Below are 20,901 nucleotides of genomic sequence, written 5' to 3'. Positions count from 1 at the left end.
CGTCATCCTTGCGTGGAAATTCTCGGGTGGCTGGTGGCGGCAAAATCGTGAAACCGAACCCCAAGCCCGAGCCTAGCGGCCCCCGGCCTCGGGTTCCAGCATAACCAGTTCTCGACCCGCTGACTCGTACGGCACCCTCAACGCATGGCGCGAGACACAGCGCACGTCGTCCTCCAGGCGTTCGAGCTCGCCGTCCACCGCCGGCCCCTTCATCGCCAGCCACTGGCCGTGGGGCGCCAGCAGCGGCCGGGTCAGCTCGACGAAGTCCTCGAGGCTGGCAAAGGCCCGCGAGATCAGTTGATCGAACCCGCCGTCGGCCGGGGTATAGGCTTCCACTCGCGCCTGGATCGGGGTCACCCGGGCAAGCCCGAGTTCCATCACCGCCTGACGCTGAAAGCGTACCTTCTTGCCGTTGCTGTCGAGCAGGCTGACGTCGAGCTCGGGGTTGAGGATCGCCAGCACCAGGCCAGGCAGGCCAGGCCCCGCGCCCACGTCGAGCACCCGTGGGCCCTTGACCCAGGGCAGCACCGCGGCGCTGTCGAGCACGTGGCGAGAGACCATGTCCAGCGGATCGCGTACCGCCGTGAGGTTATAGGCCCGGTTCCACTTGTGCAACAGACCCACCAGGGCCAGAAGCTGGTCAAGCTGGGCGGCGGTGGCCGTGATCTCGAGGGCGGCAAGGCCCTCGCTCAAGCGCTCGTGCAGTCGCTGCTGCAGGGCCGGGGACATCGCCTGACTCATCCGCTGGCTACCTCGCGATCATCGAGCAACCGGCGTTTCTTGAGGTGAATCAGCAGGATCGATACCGCCGCCGGGGTCACCCCGCTGATCCGCCCGGCCTGGGCCAGGGTCTCGGGGCGCGCCTCGGCGAGCTTCTGGCGAATCTCGTGGGACAGCCCCTCGACTCGGCTGTAGTCGAGATCGGACGGCAGGGCCATGGACTCGTGACGCTTGAGCTTGTCGATCTCGTCCTGCTGACGATCGATGTAGCCCTGGTACTTGGCCTGGATCTGGACCTGTTCGGCGACCGTCTCGTCGCTCACCGGCTCACCCTTGGCCGCAGCCACGTCGGCATAGCCGAGTTCCGGGCGCTTGAGCAGGTCCATCAGGCTGTACTCGCGGGCCAGCGGCTTGCCGGTGATTCGCTCGATGTCGGCGGCGGCATCGGTCCCGGGCTGCACCCAGGTGGCCTTGAGGCGGGCGCTCTCGCGCTCCACCGCTTCACGCTTGTCGCTGAACCGCGCCCAGCGCTCATCGTCCACCAGCCCCAGTGCGCGACCGTGTTCGGTCAGGCGCATGTCGGCGTTGTCCTCACGCAGCAACAGCCGGTACTCGGCGCGGGAGGTGAACATCCGGTAGGGCTCCTTGGTGCCCAGGGTGATCAGGTCATCCACCAGCACCCCGAGGTAGGCCTCGTCGCGGCGCGGACACCAGGCGTCGAGCGCCTTGGCGCGACGCGCGGCGTTGAGCCCGGCGAGCAGCCCCTGGGCCCCCGCTTCCTCGTAGCCGGTGGTGCCGTTGATCTGGCCGGCGAAAAACAGGTTGTGGATAAATTTGGTTTCCAGCGAGTGCTTCAGGTCCCGCGGATCGAAGAAGTCGTACTCGATGGCGTAGCCCGGACGGGTGATATGGGCCCGCTCGAGACCGTCGATGGAGCGCACCACCTGGAGCTGCACGTCGAAGGGCAAGGAGGTCGAAATACCATTTGGGTATAGCTCATGGGTATCCAGACCTTCCGGCTCGACGAACACCTGATGGCTGGTCTTGTCGGCGAAGCGGTGGACCTTGTCTTCGATGGACGGGCAGTAACGCGGCCCGACCCCTTCGATCACCCCGGAGAACATCGGTGAGCGATCGAGATTGTCGAAGATGATCTCGTGGGTGCGCTCGTTGGTGTGGGCGATGTGGCAGCTGACCTGGCGCGGATGCATGTCCCGCGATCCCAGGTAGGACATCACCGGTGTCGGACTGTCGCCCGGCTGCTCCTCGAGGCGCGAGAAGTCGACGCTCTTGGCGTCGATGCGCGGCGGGGTGCCGGTCTTCAGGCGATCGACCCGAAACGGCAAGGCGCGCAGACGTTCGGCCAGGGCGTTGGAGGGCGGATCCCCGGCACGACCACCACGGCTGTTGTCCAGCCCGATGTGGATCACCCCGCCGAGGAAGGTGCCGGTGCACAGCACCACGGTTTCGGCCAGGAATCGCAGTCCGGTCTCGGTGACCACGCCGCGCACGGTGTCCTGGTCGACGATCAGGTCGCCGGCGGCCTGCTGGAACAGCGTCAGGTTCGGCTGGTTTTCCAGCATGCCACGAATCGCGGCCTTGTAGCGCACACGATCGGCCTGGGCACGGGTCGCCCGTACCGCGGGGCCCTTGCGGGCGTTGAGCACGCGAAACTGGATCCCGCCCAGGTCCGTCGCCAATCCCATGGCGCCGCCGAGGGCGTCGATTTCCTTGACCAGATGACTCTTGCCGATCCCGCCGATGGCGGGATTGCAGGACATCTGGCCCAGGGTCTCGATGTTGTGGGTCAACAGCAGGGTCTGGCAACCCATGCGGGCAGAGGCCAGGGCAGCTTCCGTTCCAGCATGGCCACCGCCGATGACGATGACGTCAAAGCGGTCGGGATACTCCAAGGTTCACCTCGTTCGGCGCAGCGCGCCAGCGGTCTGGATATTGGGTTCGTACGAAAAATAGCCGGCCAGTATAAACCCTCCTGTGGGTAAACGTCAGGGTTTTCCACACCCCGTCTGTCAGGCAGGAGCTTCACTTACCTACCTATAAAAAAATAAAAGAATAAGAAAAGAAGTTCTGTAGTGGTTGTAACTACTAGTGTGGACACTTTCTGTGGAAAAACCATTTAAACCTACAAAAAACAAATAGATACAATGTTGATCCTTTGTTGGACAAGGGACGTACCAGCGTTTGATGGCGTGTTATCTGCCTGTGGACACAATCATGACTTGCCCACAGGGCTCGGCTTCCACCAGTTATCCACCGAGCTCGGGGGCGGTTGTCACCGCGACGGTGAACAACTCGCTGACTTGCCCACAGCCCCCGTGGCAGTGGGCTTCGCAGCAAAATGTGAAAAATCTTGTCCACAGCCCCAAAAAGCCAAAAAAACGCCCTGTCGATCACTCGACAGGGCGTTTCAGAGGCTCGAACGGGCGGTTTTTTCAGTGCTTGAGCACCCGCGCCAGGAAGCTCTGGGTACGTTCATTCTGCGGATTGTCGAAGACGTCTTCGGGCTTGCCCTGCTCGACGATCTCCCCCTTGTGGATGTAGATCACGCGGTCGGCGACCTCCCGGGCGAAGCCCATCTCGTGGGTCACTATCATCATCGTCATGCCTTCTCTGGCGAGCTCACGCATGGCGTCGAGCACCTCACCGATCATCTCCGGGTCCAGCGCCGAGGTGGGCTCGTCGAACAGCATCAGACGGGGCTCCATGGCCAGTGCGCGGGCCAGCGCCACGCGTTGCTGCTGACCGCCGGAGAGCTGGGTCGGGTACTTGTCGGCCTGGTCCTTGATGCCGACCCGATCGAGCAGCCGTTCCGCGGTGGCCTCGGCCTTGTCACGGCTTTCGCCGCGCACCTTCATCGGGGCCAGGGTGACGTTGTCACGCACGCTGAGGTGAGGGAACAGGTTGAACTGCTGGAACACCATGCCGACCTCGGTGCGGATGGTCTGCAGTGCCTGGCTGGCCTTGCCGTCGGGCTTGAGGTCGTTGCCGTCGACCCTGAGGGCGCCCTGCTGGAATTCTTCCAGGCCATTGACGCAACGGATCAGGGTCGACTTGCCGGAGCCACTGGCGCCGATGACGACCACCACTTCGCCCTGAGCCACCTCAAGGTCGATGTTCTTGAGCACGTGGAGCGAGCCGAAGTGCTTGTTGAGTTTGTCGATACGGACGATGGGCTCGCCCTGGGCGTGAGAGGCTGGGTTCATGTCGGAATTTTCCATGGGATGTTGCACCTCACTGGCCCACCAGGCCCTTGCGCTCGAGCATGCGCAGGGCGAAGGACAAGGAAAGGGTGATGGCAAGATAGAGCAGCGCCACCATCAGATAGACCTCCAGGGCGGTGAAGGTGGTGGCGATGTAGATCTGGCCCTGGCGCACCAGCTCGCCCACGCCGATGACGGCGAACAGCGAGGTGTCCTTGATGCTGATGATGGCCTGGTTGCCCAGCGCCGGGATCATGCGGCGGAAGGACTGGGGCCAGATGATGTAGCGGAAGGTCTGGCGGCGGGACAGGCCCAGCGACAGGCCGGCCTCGCGCTGGCCGCGCTCGATGGACTGCACACCACCGCGAACGATCTCCGAGATGTAGGCGCCGGAGTTGACGGCGATGGCAGCGATACCTGCGGTGACCGCATCGATGGGGCCACCAAGGATGCTCGGCAGGCCATAGAAGATGAACAGCACCTGCACCAGTACCGGGGTGCCGCGGAAGATTTCGATGTAGGCCACGGCGGGAACACGCAGCCAGGCGCTCGGGGAAATGCGCAACAGGCCGAAGATGATGCCGATGATAAAGCCGATGGCCAGACCGCCGAAGGAGATCAGCAGGGTATAGGGGATGCCGGTCAGCAGCTGGGGGATGGAGGACAGCGCCGCCGACCAGTCGAATTGGAAGTTGACGTCCACGAGTGGGTCTCCGTCATGCACGTGAAATCAGGACAAGGCGAGAGGCCTTGATGCCGGGGTCGAGACAGTGCCTCGGGGTGACGTCCGGGTAACACCAAGGGGGCCGGTCGTGTACCGGCCCCCATGAATCCCAGGTCGGTTGCCCAGGTCGCTATGGACTGCGATCACTCGCTGGTGGAACCAAACCACTTGGCGTGGATCTCGTCGTAGGTGCCGTCTTCCTTCATCGCCGCCAGGGCCTCGTTGACCGGCTCTACCCACTCGCTGCCCTTGACGAAGACGATGCCGTACTGCTGGCCTTCGTACAGCGGACCAACGACCTTGACCTTGCCTTCGCCACGGGTCTGGGAGAAGTAGCCGACGTTGGGGGCGTCGTAGAAGGCGGCATCGACGCTGCCACCGAGCAGGGCCATGTACATGTCGCTGGTGCCCGGATAGGGGGTGATCTCGGCGTCCTCGCCCAGGTTTTCCTGGAGGAAGTCATAGCTGGTGGAGCCGATCTTGGTGCCGATACGCATACCGGACAGGTCATCGATCTCGCTGACGCCTTCTTCGTCGGCGTTGACCAGGATCTTCAGACCGCTGTCGTAGTAGGGGTCGGAGAAGTCGACGATCTCGGCACGTTCGTCGGTGATGGTGATACCGGCGATGGCGATGTCGACGTTACCGGTCTGGACGGCGGGAATGATGCCGTTGAAGTCCATGGTGCGCAGTTCGTATTCGAAACCGGCACGCTCGGCCAGCTCGGCAATGATGTCCATGTCGAAGCCGACCATTTCGCCGGATTCCTGGTCCATCATCTCGAACGGCACGAAGCTCGGGTCGGTGGCCACTTTCAGGGTCTCGGCCTGGGCGCTGCCGATGACACCGAAGGTGAGCAGGGCGGAGGTAAGAGCGGCAGAAGTAAGGGCGGTTTTCATGATTTTCCCCAGTTGACGTTATTGTGAAATCCTCAACTACCATGGCGAGTTGCGGGGAAGGGGTCAAGTTGGGGGAGAATCCGCTGGGCCAACGCTGGCGGCGCCACAACACAATGCAAGACGCAGCCGGGAGGCTGCGTCGAGGGTGACATCAAGGGCCGCATCAAGCGCTGTCTGGAGAGGCGTGTTGCTGTCGCGTCGGCTGACGCGCAGCAAGGTCGCTACACCATAAAGGAGGCGCCGCAACCACAGGTGGTGGTGGCGTTGGGGTTCTGCACCAGAAAGCGCGCGCCGGCCAGGCCTTCCTCATAGTCGATGGTGGAGCCGACCAGGTACTGGTAGGACAGCGGGTCGACCACCAACGCGACATCGCCGAAGGGAATCTCGGTGTCGTCGTCGTTGACGCCGTCGGCCACGTCGAAGCCGTACTGAAATCCCGAGCAGCCGCCTCCCGTGACATAGACGCGCAGGGCGATGTTGCTGGCGCCGTCTTCGGCCATCAATGCCTTGAGTCGGCGCTGGGCGTTGTCGGACAGCAGTAGCGGGGTGGGGACAAAGGATTCGGCACCGCTCATGAGAGCTCCCGGGGTCGAGAAACAGGGTCAAAGCGGTCGATGTCGCGGATCAGCCGACGTCGACCGCATCGGTCATTATCCCCAAGCCAGAGTAAAAGGGTCAACTTTTCCTCGGAGGTAAGGCGCCTGGTACGTCGACATCCCCCCGCAGCAAGCGGGGGGATAGACCTCAGGGCATCATCGCCGGGGCGTCGAGACCGGCGGTCTCGTCGAAGTCGAACATCAGATTGAGGGCGTGGATGGCCTGGCCGGAGGCACCCTTGACCAGGTTGTCGATGACGGCCAGCACCACCACGGTGTCGCTGTTGCCGGGGCGATGTACGGCGATGCGGCAAAGGTTGGCGCCCTTGACGCTACGGGTCTCGGGGTGGCTGCCGGCGGGCATCACGTCGACGAAAGGCTCGTTGGCGAAGCGGTCTTCGAACAGACGCTGGAGATCACCGGGGTCGCCGGTCAGGCGCCCGTACAGGGTGGCATGGATGCCGCGGATCATCGGCGTCAGGTGGGGCACGAAGGTTAGCCCGACCTCACCCCCGGCGGCGTCGCCGAGCCCCTGGCGAATTTCCGGCAGATGACGATGGCCGGAGGCGCCGTAGGCCTTCATCGATTCACTGGCCTCGGCGAGCAGCGAGGGCACCTTGGCGCCACGGCCGGCACCGGTGACGCCGGACTTGCAGTCGGCGATCAGGTGGTCGGCGTCGATCAGCCCGGCTTCCAGCAGCGGCAGAAAGCCAAGCTGCACCGCGGTGGGATAGCAGCCGGGGACGGCGATCAGGCGGGCCTGGCGAATCTGATCGCGGCTGACCTCGGGCAGGCCGTAGACGGCTTCCTCGAGCAGACCCGGGGCGCCGTGAGGCTGGCCGTACCAGTCGGCCCAGACGCCGGCGTTGCGCAGGCGGAAATCGGCTGACAGATCGATCACCCGGGTGCCTCGCTCCAGCAGGTCGCCGGCCAGCGCGTGGGCGACGCCGTGGGGCGTGGCGAAGAACACCGCATCGCAGCGCGCCAGGCGCTCCGGGTCAGGCTCGGAAAAGCGCAGCTCGTCGTAGTGACCTCGCAGGTTGGGATAGAGTTCGGCCACGCCGAGGCCGGCTTCGCTTCGTGAGGTGATCGCGTCCACCTCCACCTCGGGGTGGCGCGCCAGCAGCCTGAGCAGTTCGACGCCGGTGTAACCGGTGCCGCCGACGATTCCAACCTTGATCACGTAACGCTCCTTTGCACTTTGCTGTTTCAGCGCATTGCCATGGAAATGTGGCCGCCCGCAAGGCGAGCCGAATGGCCTGGCCACAGGCCTGCCTGGAGATTCTCGGGCCAGGCGATGGGGGTTCCGAGAGACGACGATGACGGCGGCCTGGGTGCCAAGTCACGTTCTATGATACACAAGAGATAGTCACCTAAGGTAAGCCTGCCTTTCATCTTGCGTCAGGGACTCGACCCTTCGCTCTCAAGGAAGCGACCCACACCTCCATGCGCCTGCCCGATCTCAGTCTTGATGCCTTCCGTCGCCAGCTGGCGAGCGTCGACGCCCTGCCGCAACTGTGCGTGCTGGGGGTGGTGACGGGGCTGATCACCGGCAGTCTGATGGTGGTCTTCCGGCTGGCGTTGATGGTCGGCGCCATGCTGGTGATGCCCTACGACGATCCCGAAGCCTTCGAGCAGTTGTCTACCGGCCTGCGCATGGTGCTGCCGATCATCGCGGTGACGGTGATTGGTGTGCTGCTGTGGCGTCAGCCACTGGCTGCCCGCAAGATCGGCGTCAGCCATGTGATCGAACGCCTGACCTATCACCAGGGCCGCTTTCCGCTGCGCAACTGGTTGAACCAGTGGTGGGTGGGGGTGGTGTCGGTGGTCGGGGGGCTATCTGCCGGGCGCGAAGGCCCGGCGATCCACCTGGGCGCCGCCGCCTCCAGTGGCCTCGGCCAACTGCTGCGCCTGCCCCACAACAGCCTGCGGGTGCTGGTGGCCTGCGGCACCGCGGCAGGTATCGCCGCCTCCTTCAATACGCCCATCGCCGGGGTCATCTTCGCCATGGAGGTGGTGATGATGGAATACACCATCGTTGGCTTCATGCCGGTCATCCTGGCGGCCTGCATGGGAGCCCTGGTCTCCCAGCTGGTCTATGGCGCCGATCCTGCCTTCGCGGTTCCCGATCTGTCGATGGGCTCGCTGTTCAATATCTACTGGATCGCTGCCATGGCCTTCGGTATCGGTCTGCTGGCGGGGCTGTTCATCCATGTCTCGCGCTCGGAGCGCATCGCCAGTCTGCCGCTGTGGTGGCGCCTGGCACTGGTCGGTGCCCTGGCGGCGCTACTGGCCTGGTGCTACCCCCAGGTCCAGGGCATCGGCTACGACAGCCTGTCCGATGCGCTGTTCAATCGTTTGACGCTGGATATTCTGATGGCGCTGGTGCTGGGCAAGCTGCTGCTGACTGCCTTCGCGGTAGGCTGCGGGGTGCCGGTGAGCATCATCGGCCCGGTGCTGGTGGTCGGCGCGGCCGCCGGGGCGCTGTTCGGCATTGCCGGGGGTTGGATGTGGCCGGACAAGGCGGCAGACCCTGGGCTATTCGCGATGATCGGCATGGCGGCGATGATGGGGGCGGTGCTGCAGGCGCCGCTGGCGGCGCTGATGGCGCTGCTCGAACTGACCCATATGCCGCATATTCTGTTGCCGGGCATGCTGGCGGTGGTGGTGTCCTGCCTGACCGCGCGCCAGCTGTGTCGCTGTGACGGCTTCTTTATCAGCGTCAAGCGCCATGGTCTGCACCCCCTTCAGCAACCGTTGATGCAGGCGTTGTCGCGGGTGTCGGTGCCGGCGGTGATGGAGCGCAGCCTGGTGCGCACCAGGCGACGGATCTCGGAGACCCAGGCTCGGGCATTGCTCGAGGCCAAACCGGTGTGGATCATCATCGAACGTTCCACCGACGACAAGCCGACCCTGGCGCTGAAGGCGGCCGACCTGGCACGTTATCTGCTCGAGCAGCAGGAGCAGGAGCAGCAGCAGGGACAGCGGGAGAAACAGGAACCCAAGGCGGCGCCGGAAGATCAACGCGAAGCCAGCGACGACAATGCCGCCATGGAGGTGTTGATGGACAAGGGGGGCGCCCCCGGTGGCCAGGCAGATGTTATCGCGGGCAAGAACGTCGATCGCTCGCCACCGCCGGTGTCACCAGCGGCGGCCAGCCCCGATGAAGACAAGGAGGCGTTGCTGGACCTGCTGGAAATCCCCGGCCAGCGACTGGACTTGGTGGCCATCCACCTGCAGGCGACCCTGACCGAGGCGCTGAACGTGCTGAACGAAAGCAAGGTGGATGGACTCTACGTGGAACACGGCTATCGACCGAAGCAGAAGCGAATTTCCGGTATCATCACCCGGGATGCCATTGAGCGGTACTACCGCCTGTCTGATCCATCCACAGCCTGAGGAGTCGCCATGTATCTGTGGATAAAAGCCTTTCACCTGATGTCGATCGTGACCTGGTTCGCCGCCATGTTCTATCTGCCACGGCTCTACGTGTACCACGCCATGGCCCGGGACAAGGGCGAGTACGCCAGCATGGATACCTTCATGGTGATGGAACGCAAGCTCTATCGCGGCATCATGACACCTTCGATGGTGGCGGTATTGCTGCTGGGGGCCCTGCTGGTGTGGTTGAACCCGGCCCTGATGAGCCAGGGCTGGCTGCACGCCAAGCTGGCGCTGGTGGTGGCGCTGGTGGCCTATCACCATGTCTGCCTGATCTACCTGAAGCAGCTGGCCGAGGATCGTTGCCGTCGCAGTGCCACCTTCTTTCGTGTGTTCAATGAACTGCCGGTACTGGCACTGGTGGCTATCGTGATCCTGGCCGTGGTGAAACCCTTTTGAATAGCCTGAGTCCTTCGACTTCGCCCCACCTGCCGATGGTGCTGGTGCTGGCCGGGCATGACCCGACCGGCGGTGCCGGCCTGGTGGCCGACGCCGAGAGCGTGGCCGCCTGTGGAGGCTGGGCGCTGACCGTGCCTACCGCACTGACGGTACAGGACCTCGTCGACGTCCAGGCGGTGCACCCGGTGCCGGCCTCGACCATTCGCCAGGCAGCCGCAGCGCTGGAGAGCCTGCCGATCGCGGCGATCAAGATCGGTCTGATCGCCGACCTCGAGGCGCTGGACGCGGTGGTCGATGTGGTGCGCCGCCGGCCCGGTGTGCCGGTGGTTGCCGATCCGGTGCTCAAGGCGGGGGGCGGATCACCGCTTGCGACCCAGGAGCTGATCGACGCCTACTTCGAGCGTCTGCTGCCGAGGGTCGATATCCTGACCCCCAATCGCGGCGAACTGGCACGCCTGGCCGGGCTCGACTACCAGGATGATACCGAGCGCTGTGTCAGTCTGATGCACCAGGGCTGCCAGGCGGTGCTGGTGACCGGCACCGATGATCCCGAGGGCCAGACGGCCAAGGGGCGCGTCGCCCATACCCTGCATACTCCGGACAGCGATCGTCAGTGGACCTGGCCCCGCTTGCCGGCGACCTTCCATGGTTCCGGCTGTACCCTGGCCGCTGCCGTGGCTACGCGACTGGCGGCGGGAGAAAGTCTGGTGCAGGCTTGTGAGCAGGCTCAGGTGTTTGCCTGGCAGGCGTTGGCCCATGGCTGGACGCCCGGCCAGGGGCAGTCGTTGCCTCGCCGGCTGTGGAAAATGCCGACGCCGCGCTTTTCGCCGGACGAGGTCAAGGTATGATGGCGACACGGCAGTCGGCATGAGAGACCCCGATCAGCCCCTGTTGGAAGGTATTGGCGCCCAATTCACCGGGTTATCCCATGCCCTCCACAGGGTTATCCACAGGCGGTGTCGCGCTGAATCGATGTCTGTGGCATCGATGATTGAATTTCACTTTTGGGCAAAGAGGTTGCCATGACCACATCCGCTGAGCTCTTCGAACAGGCCTGTCGGCACATTCCCGGTGGCGTCAACTCACCGGTGCGCGCGTTCAAGGGGCTGCATCGTCCGCCGGTGTTCATGGAGAGCGCAAAGGGCGCCTACCTTTTCGATGTCGAAGGCAAGCGCTACGTCGACTACGTGGGCTCCTGGGGACCGATGATCACCGGCCATGCCGATCCCGACGTGCTGGGCGCGGTGCGCGAGCGCCTCGACAAGGGCCTGTCCTTCGGCACCCCGACCGCGGTCGAGACCACCATGGCGGAGCTGATCTGCGAGATCATCCCGAGCATCGAGATGGTGCGCATGACCAACTCGGGCACCGAGGCGACCATGTCGGCGATTCGCCTGGCCCGTGGTTTTACCGGGCGGGACAAGATCGTCAAGTTCGAGGGCAACTACCATGGCCACAGCGATTCGCTGCTGGTCAAGGCGGGGTCCGGCGCGCTGACTCACGGTGAGCCCAGTTCTCCCGGGGTGCCTGCCGCTCTGGCCGAACATACCATCACGCTGTCCTACAATGACATCGACGAGGTGGAGCGCTGTTTCGAGGAGATCGGCAGTCAGATCGCCTGCATCATCGTCGAGCCGGTGGCCGGCAACATGAACTGCATCCCGCCGAGCGCCGACTTCCTCAAGACCCTGCGCCAGGTCTGTGACCGCCACCAGAGTGTGCTGATCTTCGACGAGGTGATGACCGGTTTCCGTGTCGCCCTGGGCGGCGCCCAGGCACACTTTGGCGTGACCCCGGATCTGACCTGTCTCGGCAAGATCGTCGGTGGCGGCATGCCGGTGGGTGCCTTCGGTGGCAGCCGCGAGATCATGAGCGAACTATCGCCGCTGGGACCGGTGTACCAGGCCGGCACCCTGGCCGGTAATCCGCTGGCCATGGCGGCGGGGGTGGCACTGCTGACCAAGCTGAAAGAGCCGGGCTTTCACAAGGCCCTGGCGCAGCGTGTCGAGACCCTGTGCAACGGGCTTGAAAGCCGGGCACGCGAGGCTGGTATCGACATGATCACCCAGCGCGTGGGAGGGATGTTCGGGGTATTCTTCACCGCCCAGAGCAGCGTCGAGAACTTTGCCCAGGCCACCGCCTGTGACGCCGATGCCTTCCGCCGTTTCTTCACCGCCATGCTCGAGCAGGGAGTCTACCTGGCGCCGTCGGCCTACGAGGCTGGCTTCATGTCCAGTGCACACACGCCGGAGGATATCCAGGTGACCCTGGACGCTGCCGAGAAAGCCTTCGCCCAGATGACGACCCAGGCCTGACAGGAGCCGACCATGACTGGCAATGACGCCGCTTCGCCGGACACCGCGCTGGAGCCATTTACCCTGGAAGAACTGCTGGACGCGCTGGCCGAGTTTCACGCCGAGCCGTTGCCGCCGGAGAGCGATTTGCCGGAACCGCTGACGGTGCTCAAGCACCGCAGCGAGGCCGAGTTCTCGGCCTGTCGATCCCTGCTGACCGGGGACGAGGACGTCGAGCGCCTGGACGCCCTCAAGGTGTGGCTGGATCAGGAATTCGATCGTCTCGCTCCGATCATCGAGGTGCGCAAGGATCGCCTGCGTCCCAGCCGTTGGTACATGGAGTACTCCGATGTACGTCTGTGTGACAACGGGCGTCTGGTAGTCGCCCAGAGTGCCGCCCAAGATCCCAAGCCCTTCGACTATCCCGAGATGGCAGATCCCGGCCATGACCTGGCGAGTCTCAGGGTGGAACTCGAACTGCGTGGCGAGATGACGCTCTCCCATCAGGCTCTGGATGGCTATCTACGTCGCAGTGGCGACTACGAGCTGGCACGGATCCTGTCACTGTTGCAGGTCATCGAGTCCATGGCGGGCATGCGCCGTGCGCTGCAGCGTCGCCAGGTGAGCGGCCAGGAGCGTCCGTCGCTGATGGCCGAGACCATGAACAGTTTCCGCCGCTACCTGACCCTGGCGGAGCGCCACGCGGAGTTCCGCTTTCCGCCGCTGGTGATCGGCGTCGGGGTGTCGGGCAGCGGCAAGAGCCGCTTCACCCGTACCCTGGTGGGACGCCAGGGGGCGGTGCGACTGAGCTCCGATGTTCAGCGCCTGGTGCTGCATGGATTCAATCCACAACAGGGTAGTGACGATCTGCCTGTGGATATCTATACCCGCGAGGCCACCGACAAGACCTACCAGCGCCTGGCCGCCTGCGCCGGGATTCTGCTGGACGCCGGTTACATGGTCTGTGTCGACGGCACCTTCCTCGAGCGCAAGCAGCGCGAGCTGTTGCGCTGGCAGGCCGAGGCCCGGGGACTGCCGGTGCTGCTGGTAAGCTTCGAGGCCGACGACGAGACGCTAAGACGTCGCATCAGCAAACGCGCGGTGCGCAATGAGCGAGACGAATCGTTGAGCCTGGCGGTGCTGGCGGCACAGCAGGACGCCTTCGAAGACTTCACCGACGAGGAACGCCTGCACCTGGTGCGGCTGGACAGCACGGCCGACAACGCGGCGGAGACCTTGGCCAGCCTGATCGAAGAGCACATACGCGTGCTGTGAGAGACCAGCCAGGTATCTTTCTCCACCAACAAGGACGCCGGCGATGCCGGCGTCCTTGTTGGCTGCACCTGTGTTGTCGATGCAGTCGCTTCATTCCATTGCTCGATCTCGGCCGAGAGGCATCCGTGCCCCCGTAGGTCCAGGGCTCGGTCGTCGAGCCTTATCGTGTCGCAGTGGAGCGTCGAGGTGGCGGTGCGCCGAGATTCTGGCGTGCCCAGTTGACCGCCTGCAGGCGATTGCTGACGCGAATCTTCTTGAACACGTTGTACAGGTGAGACTTTACGGTGTGTTCGCTGACGCACAGGCGTTCGGCAATTTCCATGTTGGAGGCGCCGGAGCCCAGCAGGCCGATGATCTCCATCTCGCGCTGGGTCAGGCCACAGGCCGGTCGATAGGCATTGAGCTGCTGGCGGCGGGAGAACTCGATCAGGCGAGTCATCAGTGAGCGCGACATCCATAGATCGTCGGTCTCGAACAGCTTGGCGATGCCCTTGCAGATACTGTCGAGGCTGTCCTGACGATAGAAGACCCCTCGCAGATGCATGAAGGACAGCACCTCCAGCGCATGTTCTTCGTCACGCAGGTTGAAGGCGGTGAGCAACAGGCCGCTGTGGCGTGCACTGACGTCCTGCCAATGCTGCATGGCGGCGTCGTCGACGTGGTCGGCGTCCATCAGTACCAGCACCTGCTGACTGTCATCGATTTCGATGGTGTCGGCGGGGGCGGCGATGGAGACAGGGCAGTGGAATTGGTCCTTGATATAGTTGATGAAGAGCAGTGACTGAGGGTTGTGGTCAGTCACCAGCACTATCTGTCCTGTGTTGTTGCTCATCGTCGTGTCTCCGTGCACCCGCAGACGCCTGCTGACAGGGATGGGTATGACTAGTAAGTGGTGACCATTATGGGCCTATTTCATTCATTTTGTAAGGTTCTGTAACTACTGCACAGTAAAGTTAGGCTTGATACACGGTTGTACCGAAAAATTTCATACCTTGGTCCTAGAAAATAGCGAATTTTCAGACAGTTTCCCGGTATTTTTTGAATCTTTTTTCCAACTTTGTGCTTAAACGGCATTCAAACCGCGCATGATAGAGTATAGGCAAACATGCCGGCATAGTGCCGACGTGTCTTCTATCGAACTACCCATCAAGAGCGACGCCATGAGTCAACTTACCGAACTGGTGCTGGCCAGTGGAAACGCCGGCAAGCTCAAGGAACTGGGCGCGCTGCTGGCGCCACTGGGCATCAAGGTTCACGCCCAGTCGGAGTTTGCCGTTCCCGAGGTCGAGGAAACGGGACTGACCTTTGTCGAAAATGCCCTGCTCAAGGCGAGGGAAGCCAGCCGTATCAGCGGCCTGCCGGCGCTTGCCGACGACTCCGGGCTCGCCGTGGATGCACTCGATGGTCGCCCCGGTATCTATTCCGCCCGCTTTGCCGGTGAACCCAAGGACGACGGTCGCAATAACGACAAGTTGCTCGAGGCCATGGCCGAGGTGCCCGAAGGGAGTCGTGGTGCCAGCTACTGGTGCGTGCTGGTGCTGCTCGAGCATCCCGAGGATCCAGTGCCACTGATCGTCCAGGCCGACTGGCGTGGCGAGATCCTGGCCCATCCGCGCGGTGAGGGCGGCTTTGGCTATGACCCACTGTTCTGGCTGCCGGACCAGGGCGCCAGCGCCGCCGAACTCGGCGCGGCGGAGAAGAACCGACTGAGTCATCGCGGTCGCGCCCTCTCGGCGCTGCTGCTCGAACTCGAGCGTCGGTCGAGTTCGTGATGGTGTCTCGTCTTCCGCCGCTGGCGCTGTATGTCCATGTGCCCTGGTGCGTGCGCAAGTGTCCCTACTGTGACTTCAATTCCCACGGTGTCGGGCGCGGCGCTGAACTCCCCGAAGAGGCCTATCTGGCGGCTTTGATCGACGACCTGCGCAGCGATGCCAGGCTTGCCGACGGACGCGAGCTGGTCAGCATCTTCATCGGCGGCGGCACACCGAGTCTGATGTCTGGAGATTTCTATCGCCGATTGCTGGATACGGCGAGCCAGCTGGTGCCTTTCGCCTCGGATATAGAGATCACCCTCGAAGCCAACCCGGGAACGCTGGAGCGTGGCCGCTTTGCCGACTATCGCCGTGCCGGCATCAACCGGCTGTCGCTTGGCGTGCAGAGTTTTCACGACGAACAGCTTTCGGCGCTGGGTCGTATCCATGGCGGCGAGGACGCCGAGCGCGCCTTCGATGAGGCTCGACGAGCCGGATTCGACAATCTCAATCTGGACTTGATGCATGGCTTGCCAGGGCAGACCCCGGAGCTCGCGCTTGCCGACCTGCAGCGGGCCATCACGCTGGCGCCGGAACACCTGTCCTGGTATCAGCTGACGCTGGAGCCCAATACCGAGTTTCATGCCAAGCCACCGCGGCTACCGGAAGAAGAGGTGCTGTGGGATATCCAGGACCTGGGCCACGAGCGTCTCGAGGCGGCAGGGTTTCAACGCTATGAGATCTCGGCCTACTCGAAGCCCGGACGTTGGGCGCGTCACAACCTCAACTACTGGCGCTTCGGCGACTACCTGGGGATCGGCGCCGGTGCCCACGGCAAGATCAGCCAGCCGGGCGAGTCGGGCTTCCACATCGAGCGTCGCTGGAAGACTCGCCAGCCCGAGGCTTACCTGCGGCGACATCAGGACCCACGCGGTTTCGTGGCCGGTCATCGACGGGTGAAGCCTGACGAGGTGGCGCTGGAATTCGCGATGAACGCACTGAGACTGGTCGACGGGGTATCGCTGGATACCTGGTGTGCACACACAGGACGCTCTGTGGCAGAGTTGTCGCCAAAGGTCGACAAGGCGCGTGAAAAGGGACTTATTGTGCAAGACGCCGCCAGGGTTCAAGCTTCTGCGCAAGGTCTATTATTCTTGAACGACCTTTTGACCCTGTTCAGCGAAGACTGAAAGGGATGATGTACCACATGGAAGGAGACGTTGACGCCATGAGCCGCAAGACTCGACTGATCGCCCCGCTGGCAGCCGCCGTGATTCTGGCTGGCTGCTCCACAACGGATCCTTACACTGGCCAGACCGATCGCAACAACACCGGCATTGGCGCCGCTGTGGGTGCCGCCGTCGGTGCCGCAGCCGGCGCCATCAGTGGCGACGGTAGCACCAGCAAGCGTGACCGTGCCTTGATTGGTGCCGCCGCGGGTGCCGCCGTGGGCGGTGGTATCGGTGTCTATATGGATCGCCAGGAAGAGCAACTGCGTCAGAGCATGCAGGGCACCGGAATCGGCGTGGAGCGCCAGGGTGACAACATCGTGCTCAACATGCCGAGCAGCGTGACCTTCGGCTTCGATTCCGCCGACCTGACCGGCGGTGCCACCAGTGCCCTCAACGACGTGGCCAACGTGCTGACCCAGTATCCGGAAACCCGCGTCAATATCGCCGGCCACACCGACTCTACCGGCGACGCCAGCTACAACCAGCGTCTGTCCGAGCGTCGTGCTCAGTCGGTGGGCAGCTACCTCCAGGGGCAGGGTGTTGCCTCCGGTCGTCTGTACGTGAGCGGCTACGGTGAAAACCAGCCGATCGCCAGCAACAACACCGAAGAAGGTCGCGCCCAGAACCGTCGCGTCGAGATTACCCTGACGCCGACCGGCCAGCAGGGGTAAGGCGACTCGGCCGCCTGTATGAGGGAGGCCCGCCACCTCGGTGGGTTTCTCTCGCTTGCGTCGATAGCCCGTAGCTGAAGTCGCGACGTTGCAGCGACTGCAACGGCAAGGCCCGCACCTCTCGACAGAGGCGCGGGCCTTTTCGATACCTGCCTATCTCTTCATTCCTGCCCGGTCTCTCCAGGACTCGCTAGATATCTCCAGGACTCGCTAGATATCTCCAGGACTCGCTAGATTTCTCGTGGTCTTGTCTGGCCTGGTCTCTCCCAGCCCTGCTGCTGCCCCAACCTTGGTCACAGCGATAACTGGCGACGGCTCAATGATATTCAACGGCTCGGGTTCGTGGGGGTACAGCGTACCTACTCGGATAAAGCCCAATGTCTGTCATGAGTCCATACGTCTGCACGCAGACCCCTACTTGCTGTTATCGTAAAGCCATCGACTCGGCGAACGATTTTCGCCCCACGACCAGGTCAGACCATCCATGCTTTCCTATCAGCACGCCTATCATGCCGGCAATTTCGCCGACGTTCATAAACACTTGTGGCTTTACGCCACGATCGATCACCTATTACGTAAAGATAGTGCCATTACGTTTATAGATACTCACGCCGGGCGAGGAAGCTATCCGTTGGCGGCTGAAGAAACCGCGCGGCTCAAGGAGTACCAGACGGGCGTCAAGCGCTTGTGGGACAGCCGCACCGAGACGGGCAAGGCGGGCGCGCAGAATCCACTGCTGACGACCTGGCTTGAGGCGATCGACTCCGTTCAGCCGCGCCCACAGCAATTGACCCACTACCCGGGCTCGCCCTGGTGGCTGGGTCATCGGCTGCGTGATCAGGACCGATTGACCCTGTTCGAGTTGCACCCGGGTGAGCACGGCCACCTGGCCCGGCAGTCACTGGCAGGCGAAGGGCAGCAGGCGAATATTCGACGCGTGCATGGCGATGGCCTGGCCGGGCTCAGGTCACTGCTCCCGGTAAAGACACCGCGGCTGTGCGTGCTGGTCGACCCGAGTTTCGAGCGCAAGTCGGAGTACCAGGAGGTCGCCGAAACCATGATTCATGCCCTCGGCAAGGTCCGACACGCGGTGCTGCTGCTGTGGTATCCACTGCTGCCCGCCGGGCGCCACCAGGAGCTGTTGGACAGGCTGAGAGCCAGCGGCGTGCGCAAGCTATGGCGCAGCGAGGTGATCCTGCACCCCCCGGGTGGGGCGAGTCACGGCATGTACGGCAGCGGGATGCTGGTGGCCAACCCGCCCTGGGGTGTCAGCGACAGCATGCAGGCCGCCATCGCTGACTGGCTGCCGCTGCTCGGTGACGCAGCGCGCCACGACCAGCGCTGGTGGGTCGAGGAGTAGCGCCTGGTCGTCGGTGATCTGGCCAGACGCCAATCGGGTCATGGTGCCTCGAACATCAAGCGAAAGCCCACCGGTGAGGTTCGGTCGATGGATGAGAGGCCAGCGATTTCCTGCAAGGCGGCGATGCCGTCCTCGAAGCCCAGCGATTCTGCGCTTAGCCATACCGGCTGATCCGATACCACCAGCCAGCGTGTGTCGGCGAGTCTTGCCACCAGTACCTGGGCCTCCTGCTCGGTCGACGCCGAGCCGAGACTGATATCGACCGGGATACTGGTCGCCAGGGTCTCGCCTACGCCAAGTGAATCGAAGCTGGAGGTATCTACCTGGGCCGAGATCGCGAAGCTGGCCGCGGCCAGCAGGTGCTCGAGCATCCGTTCATCACGGATATCGATGCCCGTGTCCAGCGATTCTGTGGCCACCTCGATGGTGACCTTGCCGCTATCGTCGATACCGCCGGACAGACCGTCCAGGTGGTGGGTCTCACCTATGCTCTGGTTTTTCACCGAGCCGAACCACAGGCGTGAATCGTCACCGGACAGCTGCCAGTCCGCCAGGGCGGAAAGCGAGACGCTGCCTAGCGCCATTGCGACAACCAGGGGAAGAGCTTTCATGGGGACTCCTGTGGGCAAGGGGGCACTGCCCACAGTGTAGCGGGTATGACAGATGCCCTGGACGAGCCCTCGGTGCGGCCGGCCCGGGGGCGGATGCCTGGCACCAGTGATGGCGGACGCCTCAGGCGCCCTATGTCGGCGCCAGGCGTGGCTTCGCCGTCACCGAAGGGAAGGCGAGGCGATCGCTGGCGCATGAACGTGGGTAAGTACTCGCTATCGGTAGAGCGTCTACTTTAAAGGCTTTTGTGCATTTTCAGGCATTCACTTGCCGATACAGAAGCTGCCGAAGATCTCACCCAACAGATCGTCGGCGCTGAACTCGCCGGTGATCTCCCCCAGCGCCTGCTGGGCATCACGCAGGTCCTCGGCCAGCAGCTCGCCCGCGCCATAGCCTTCGAGTTGTGCATGGCCGTTGTCGAGGGCCTCGCGAGCGCGGTCAAGGGCGTCCAGGTGACGACGCCGAGCCGAGAAGCGGCCTTCGGTGGTGGACTGAAAGCCCATGATCTCCTTGAGGTGAGACTTGAGGTTATCCACACCCTGGCGTGATCTGGCGGAGAGCCTCAGCGTAGGAGGTGTTGTGGATAAATCGAGTCCCGGTGCTTCACCGCTCTGGTCCACCTTGTTGCGCACCAGGGTCAAGCGTGAGGCGTCCGGCAGGCGCTCGACGAATTCCGGCCAGATGGCCATGGGGTCGGTGGCCTCGGTGGTGGTGGCGTCCACCAGCAGCAGGACCCGGTCGGCCTTCTCGATTTCGCTCCAGGCGCGGGCCACGCCGATCTTTTCCACCGCGTCGGGGGTATCGCGCAGGCCGGCGGTGTCGATGATGTGCAGCGGCATGCCGTCCAGATGGATATGTTCTCGCAACACGTCCCGGGTGGTGCCCTCGATATCGGTGACGATGGCGGTGTCCTGTTCGGTCAGTGCATTGAGCAGGCTCGACTTGCCGGCATTGGGCCGTCCGGCGATGACCACGCTCATGCCCTCGCGCATCAGTGCGCCCTGGCCGGCACTGCGACGCACCTCGGCGAGCTCCGTCATGAGCGCGCCAAGCTTGGCCGCGACATGGCCATCGGCGAGGAAGTCGATCTCCTCCTCGGGGAAGTCGATGGCCGCCTCGACGTACATGCGCAGCTCGATCAGGCCCTGGACCAGCGACTGCACGCGGGTGGAGAACTCGCCCTGCAAGGAACGCAAGGCATTTTCGGCGGCGCCACGCGAGCTGGCGTCGATCAGGTCGGCGATGGCCTCGGCCTGAGCCAGGTCGAGCTTGTCATTGAGAAAGGCGCGCTCGGAGAACTCACCCGGGCGGGCCAGCCGTGCCCCCAGCGCCACACAGCGCTCGAGCAGCATGTCCATGATCACCGGGCCGCCGTGACCCTGAAGTTCCAGCACGTCTTCGCCGGTGAAGGAGTGTGGCCCTTCGAAAAACAGCGCGATGCCTTCGTCGATTACCCCGTTATCGCCCCTGAACGGTCCGTAGAAGGCCTGGCGCGCGTCCGGTACCTGGCCCAGCATGGCGCTGGCAATCGCGCCACAGGCGGGCCCCGAGACGCGTATGATGCCGACGCCGCCCCGACCCGGCGGCGTGGCGAGGGCGCAGATGCTGTCCTGGGTGTAGAGAGGCGTGGTCATGGTCAGACTCCTTGATGATCGGGCGTATTGTCAGGCGCAGCGCCTGGCTTTGCCAGTCCGGCTGGTGTGGCCAAC

The 20,901-nt window shown here is 63.6% G+C and carries 19 protein-coding genes; 9 read left to right on the top strand and 10 right to left on the bottom strand.

Going from position 1 to position 20,901, the window contains the following annotated elements; all coding sequences use genetic code 11:
* Positions 1–72: 72 nt before the first annotated feature.
* From rsmG to argC, 7 genes are all read right to left on the bottom strand, one after another.
* A complete protein-coding gene (gene rsmG, locus EBB56_RS12710) occupies positions 73–729 on the bottom strand; it encodes a 16S rRNA (guanine(527)-N(7))-methyltransferase RsmG (RefSeq protein WP_260425357.1) in 657 nt (218 codons plus the stop codon).
* A gap of 8 nt (positions 730–737) precedes the next feature.
* On the bottom strand, positions 738–2,633 hold the full coding sequence (gene mnmG, locus EBB56_RS12705) for a tRNA uridine-5-carboxymethylaminomethyl(34) synthesis enzyme MnmG (protein WP_124804533.1): 1,896 nt from the start codon (positions 2,631–2,633) through the stop codon (positions 738–740).
* Positions 2,634–3,173: 540 nt separating this feature from the next.
* Positions 3,174–3,944 (bottom strand): amino acid ABC transporter ATP-binding protein, encoded by a 771-nt coding sequence (locus tag EBB56_RS12700; protein ID WP_124804532.1) that lies wholly within the window; start codon positions 3,942–3,944, stop codon positions 3,174–3,176.
* Positions 3,945–3,972: 28 nt separating this feature from the next.
* Positions 3,973–4,644 (bottom strand): amino acid ABC transporter permease, encoded by a 672-nt coding sequence (locus tag EBB56_RS12695; protein WP_124804531.1) that lies wholly within the window; start codon positions 4,642–4,644, stop codon positions 3,973–3,975.
* Positions 4,645–4,808: 164 nt separating this feature from the next.
* Positions 4,809–5,564, bottom strand: a complete 756-nt coding sequence (locus EBB56_RS12690; RefSeq protein ID WP_124804530.1) for a transporter substrate-binding domain-containing protein — start codon at positions 5,562–5,564, stop codon at positions 4,809–4,811.
* 221 nt (positions 5,565–5,785) lie between these two features.
* Complete coding sequence (gene erpA / locus EBB56_RS12685; RefSeq protein ID WP_108131956.1) at positions 5,786–6,139, bottom strand: iron-sulfur cluster insertion protein ErpA; 354 nt, start codon at positions 6,137–6,139, stop codon at positions 5,786–5,788.
* 169 nt (positions 6,140–6,308) lie between these two features.
* A complete protein-coding gene (gene argC, locus EBB56_RS12680) occupies positions 6,309–7,343 on the bottom strand; it encodes an N-acetyl-gamma-glutamyl-phosphate reductase (protein WP_124804529.1) in 1,035 nt (344 codons plus the stop codon).
* A 263-nt stretch (positions 7,344–7,606) separates the two neighbouring features.
* On the opposite strand from argC, the gene EBB56_RS12675 reads away from it, so the two are divergent.
* The 5 genes from EBB56_RS12675 (at position 7,607) to EBB56_RS12650 (ending at position 13,569) form a co-directional block, all read left to right on the top strand.
* Positions 7,607–9,559 (top strand): chloride channel protein, encoded by a 1,953-nt coding sequence (locus tag EBB56_RS12675; RefSeq protein WP_045992724.1) that lies wholly within the window; start codon positions 7,607–7,609, stop codon positions 9,557–9,559.
* Positions 9,560–9,568: 9 nt separating this feature from the next.
* A complete protein-coding gene (gene hemJ, locus EBB56_RS12665) occupies positions 9,569–10,000 on the top strand; it encodes a protoporphyrinogen oxidase HemJ (RefSeq protein WP_045992725.1) in 432 nt (143 codons plus the stop codon).
* A 35-nt stretch (positions 10,001–10,035) separates the two neighbouring features.
* Positions 10,036–10,848, top strand: a complete 813-nt coding sequence (locus tag EBB56_RS12660; RefSeq protein ID WP_108131954.1) for a hydroxymethylpyrimidine/phosphomethylpyrimidine kinase — start codon at positions 10,036–10,038, stop codon at positions 10,846–10,848.
* Positions 10,849–11,022: 174 nt separating this feature from the next.
* The gene (gene hemL / locus EBB56_RS12655; RefSeq protein WP_045992727.1) at positions 11,023–12,315 is read left to right on the top strand and encodes a glutamate-1-semialdehyde 2,1-aminomutase; all 1,293 of its coding nucleotides are present in this window, start codon (positions 11,023–11,025) and stop codon (positions 12,313–12,315) included.
* Between the two features lie 12 nt (positions 12,316–12,327).
* On the top strand, positions 12,328–13,569 hold the full coding sequence (locus EBB56_RS12650; RefSeq protein WP_045992728.1) for a bifunctional aminoglycoside phosphotransferase/ATP-binding protein: 1,242 nt from the start codon (positions 12,328–12,330) through the stop codon (positions 13,567–13,569).
* Positions 13,570–13,729: 160 nt separating this feature from the next.
* Here EBB56_RS12650 and EBB56_RS12645 read toward each other — a convergent pair whose 3' ends face one another.
* Positions 13,730–14,401 (bottom strand): LuxR C-terminal-related transcriptional regulator, encoded by a 672-nt coding sequence (locus EBB56_RS12645; protein ID WP_045992729.1) that lies wholly within the window; start codon positions 14,399–14,401, stop codon positions 13,730–13,732.
* 328 nt (positions 14,402–14,729) lie between these two features.
* On the opposite strand from EBB56_RS12645, the gene rdgB reads away from it, so the two are divergent.
* The 4 genes from rdgB (at position 14,730) to EBB56_RS12625 (ending at position 18,583) form a co-directional block, all read left to right on the top strand.
* The gene (gene rdgB, locus EBB56_RS12640; RefSeq protein ID WP_045992730.1) at positions 14,730–15,341 is read left to right on the top strand and encodes an RdgB/HAM1 family non-canonical purine NTP pyrophosphatase; all 612 of its coding nucleotides are present in this window, start codon (positions 14,730–14,732) and stop codon (positions 15,339–15,341) included.
* On the top strand, positions 15,341–16,510 hold the full coding sequence (gene hemW, locus EBB56_RS12635; protein ID WP_124804528.1) for a radical SAM family heme chaperone HemW: 1,170 nt from the start codon (positions 15,341–15,343) through the stop codon (positions 16,508–16,510). The genes rdgB and hemW overlap by 1 nt, the downstream gene beginning before the upstream one ends.
* 38 nt (positions 16,511–16,548) lie before the next feature.
* Positions 16,549–17,223, top strand: a complete 675-nt coding sequence (locus tag EBB56_RS12630; RefSeq protein WP_124804527.1) for an OmpA family protein — start codon at positions 16,549–16,551, stop codon at positions 17,221–17,223.
* 484 nt (positions 17,224–17,707) lie between these two features.
* A complete protein-coding gene (locus EBB56_RS12625) occupies positions 17,708–18,583 on the top strand; it encodes a 23S rRNA (adenine(2030)-N(6))-methyltransferase RlmJ (RefSeq protein ID WP_108131950.1) in 876 nt (291 codons plus the stop codon).
* A gap of 38 nt (positions 18,584–18,621) precedes the next feature.
* Here EBB56_RS12625 and EBB56_RS12620 read toward each other — a convergent pair whose 3' ends face one another.
* Complete coding sequence (locus tag EBB56_RS12620; protein ID WP_124804526.1) at positions 18,622–19,194, bottom strand: YceI family protein; 573 nt, start codon at positions 19,192–19,194, stop codon at positions 18,622–18,624.
* 261 nt (positions 19,195–19,455) lie between these two features.
* A complete protein-coding gene (gene mnmE, locus EBB56_RS12615; protein ID WP_108449589.1) occupies positions 19,456–20,826 on the bottom strand; it encodes a tRNA uridine-5-carboxymethylaminomethyl(34) synthesis GTPase MnmE in 1,371 nt (456 codons plus the stop codon).
* Positions 20,827–20,901: the final 75 nt, after the last annotated feature.

This window comes from Halomonas sp. YLB-10 (genome assembly GCF_003856855.1).
GTDB classification, from domain to species: domain Bacteria; phylum Pseudomonadota; class Gammaproteobacteria; order Pseudomonadales; family Halomonadaceae; genus Halomonas; species Halomonas litopenaei.
The sequence above is the reverse complement of the archived record's forward strand: the minus strand, read 5'-3'. Positions and strand labels throughout refer to the sequence as shown.